Below are 2,018 nucleotides of genomic sequence, written 5' to 3'. Positions count from 1 at the left end.
GGGAGGGCGATGCTCGAAATATGCGGAAGACTCTACGGGTATCTATCGGGAAAGACGCCAACGAACGAAGAATTTATTTATATTTGCAAGATCTTGGGCATCGACTTCTCGATGATAGATGACAATGCGAAGATCGATTTCACGTACTACCAAGAGCATGCTGATAATGTGCGTGGCCGTTGGTCCGAGAGTTTGGCTGTCAAGATGCTGCTCTCATTCCATCCTGACCATGTGTGGGGAGATATTGAGTGGACATTCACGGACATTGTTGTCGTTCGCTAGATAATCTTCGACGTGACATGGGTGGTTGCTCCGTGAGCCCGTGCGGTGCAGCTGATTACTGTGAGTACTGCACCGGAGATCTCCTTCTGGGCGATGGTGTGCTGGTTATAGACGTCGGCAAAGTCGGTCGGCTTGAGGTACCGGAGAGACCGGTCGGCGGGTGCTCAAACGTGCAGACCTGGCGCGTTGACTGTCGCCTGGACACGCGGGCACGGCGCCGACAATCATTGGACGGCGCCTTCACTCTGGTGTGGTGAGTCAGACCGGCATCGCGCGAGGTTCGATCGGCGTAGCGATTGGTTGGCGTCTAGCTGTGTCATCTCATGAGGTTGGTGCTGTCGGCGTGCTCGACAACTCGTCGGTCCCGTACACGAGCCAGCACGCCGCACCGAATCCAGCAGGTCGGGCAGCACCGCAATGATCGACGAATTGACGGGCTCAATACCTCGACCGCGGCTCGCACGGCAGACCGGATGCCAGGTATCACGTCGAGTCATACGCCGTGGTGACCGGAATCCCGGACTCGATCACCTGCTGTGGCTGCGTGAGCACATCGTCCTCGACACCCCCGATTCACTGCCGACCACCTGCCCGTACCTCGACACAGCCATCGGGGCGCCGACCCCGCGCGGTGCCGGGCCAACGCCATCTTCCGCTCCACGAGTTAATGTTTCGGGGAGGACTACAAGGTCGATGAGGGGGGAGCCGGTGAAGTCATCACCAGTCACGTATCTGTACTGGTCGGATCGACGGATCCGCAATGTCGCGGGTGATTGCGGGATCAAGATCGAGCGCCGCGGGGACATGACCGTGAAGTCGCCTCGGGTCCCCGGTGTCCCGCAGGTGGAATGGAAACAGCGCGATCCTGCGCTAACGCGCGGCGCCATCTCGGACAAGATCGAGCGCGGGGTGCGCGGGGACGTGCTCACCGATTTCCGGCCTCGGTCGATCGGCAGATTCGCCAAGGGGATCGGCTCGATATTCTTCAGCGAGCTGACCCAGGGCCTCGAAGTGACGATGATCAGCGCGGGCACCGAAGCCCGTACGCCACAGGGGGAACCCGTCGCCATCTGCATGTTCGGCAGTTTCGAGAACCTCACCGAGGTGCTGACCGACGGCGAGGTCCCGCGAGTTGGATGGTCGTCATCCTCGCTGCGCCACGTAGTGAAGTTCATCGAAACCGAACTATTGGAACCGAACGAATGCTATGGAACCGATGCGGGACTGGCGTATTCGGCCGCGCAGATCGTGTTCGAGAACGGCGGCGACGACTGCTATCCCTGGCGCCGCAGCTTCACCTATGGCCACTTGCGCGACGTCGGCGAGTGGTTCATGGAGGTGTTTCTCGATATCTCGATAGCGCCCGATGAGGTTCCATCCCAATACAACTCGCTATCCCGCTTCCGCCGCATCATCGTAGGTGCACCGCTGTGGATTCGGACACCCAGCGCGAAGGCCCTGCGGGTCTACAACCGGTGCCGACTCGAGGAACTGGACGCCGAAGCGAGACGAACTCCCGGCTTATGGTGACGAATTCACTGCCGCGGCAACGCGATACGATGCATCGAGCGTTTGAGGCGGCCGACGAAGCGATGTAACGCGTGCGGGGGCAGCCCTGGTTCATCGTCCACGGACACGGTCTCCTCGGGGAGTTCTGTGCTGGGAATCGGGCGATGACGGGGGATACGCAACATCCGTGCACCCTCCTCGTGCACGAGATCGGAGGTGTAACGCGC

3 protein-coding genes are annotated in these 2,018 nt (G+C 60.4%); 2 read left to right on the top strand and 1 reads right to left on the bottom strand.

What is annotated here, in order from left to right:
- Together ON44_RS52085 and ON44_RS33760 are read left to right on the top strand one after the other, a co-directional pair.
- On the top strand, window positions 1-282 hold a 282-nt coding region (locus tag ON44_RS52085), incomplete at its 5' end, for a hypothetical protein (RefSeq protein ID WP_218007672.1).
- Window positions 283-990: 708 nt separating this feature from the next.
- Entirely contained in the window at window positions 991-1,812 is an 822-nt protein-coding gene (locus ON44_RS33760) for a hypothetical protein (RefSeq protein ID WP_040698121.1), read from the top strand.
- 5 nt (window positions 1,813-1,817) lie between these two features.
- On the opposite strand, the gene ON44_RS52080 is transcribed toward ON44_RS33760, so the two are convergent.
- A partial coding sequence (locus tag ON44_RS52080; RefSeq protein ID WP_040698118.1) for a hypothetical protein occupies window positions 1,818-2,018 on the bottom strand: 201 nt, incomplete at its 5' end.

Origin of the sequence: Nocardia vinacea NBRC 16497 (genome assembly GCF_000308835.1) — a bacterium.
GTDB lineage: Bacteria > Actinomycetota > Actinomycetes > Mycobacteriales > Mycobacteriaceae > Nocardia > Nocardia vinacea.
The sequence above is the reverse complement of the archived record's forward strand: the minus strand, read 5'-3'. Positions and strand labels throughout refer to the sequence as shown.